At 37.3% G+C, this 579-nt stretch carries 1 pseudogene; it reads left to right on the plus strand.

Annotation, left to right across the window (positions count from 1 at the left end):
• Nucleotides 1-268 (plus strand): annotated as a pseudogene (locus PSE7429_RS23000) (ISKra4 family transposase); the annotation flags it as partial.
• Nucleotides 269-579 lie beyond the last annotated feature (311 nt).

The raw sequence follows: 579 nt of genomic DNA on the forward strand, positions 1-579 counted from the left end.
TATCGACTCAGCCATTGCTGCCTTTGTCCGATTGGGACAATCCTCAAGTTACGAACTTTTATAAGCCTATCTCGAAAGACACCGCCTCCGTATCCCTGACTACCAAGCTTTTCAAACACAAGGAATTACCATTGGCTCTGGTGCTGTTGAATCTACTATCAAGCAAATTGGGCGTAGAATCAAAATATCTGGTGCTCAGTGGAAGCGCGATAATCTTCCCCAAGTTCTTAAACATCGTTGCGCTTATCTCAACCTCAATCTTGCCTAAGTATATTTACTCAGTGCCTAATTGAGATGCTCCCCCATCAAATCAACCATAAATAATAGATTAAAATAGTCACCAAAACCGATTATCTGCTTGTATTAATTGCATTTAATTGCATTTAATTGCATTTTAATCGCGGAAAAATGCGATTAAAATTCATTGGCTATTCGTATAGAATCTCGTGGGGAAATCTATAAAATGAATGACATATCAAATATAGAGACAAGCAAGATGTCTCAGAATCAATCAAAATTAATTAATTGATTTTGATTAACGTGAGTTCGGGATAATTTGAAACGGGCTTTGAGAAAGGG

Origin of the sequence: Pseudanabaena biceps PCC 7429 (genome assembly GCF_000332215.1) — a bacterium.
Classification (GTDB): domain Bacteria; phylum Cyanobacteriota; class Cyanobacteriia; order Pseudanabaenales; family Pseudanabaenaceae; genus Pseudanabaena; species Pseudanabaena biceps.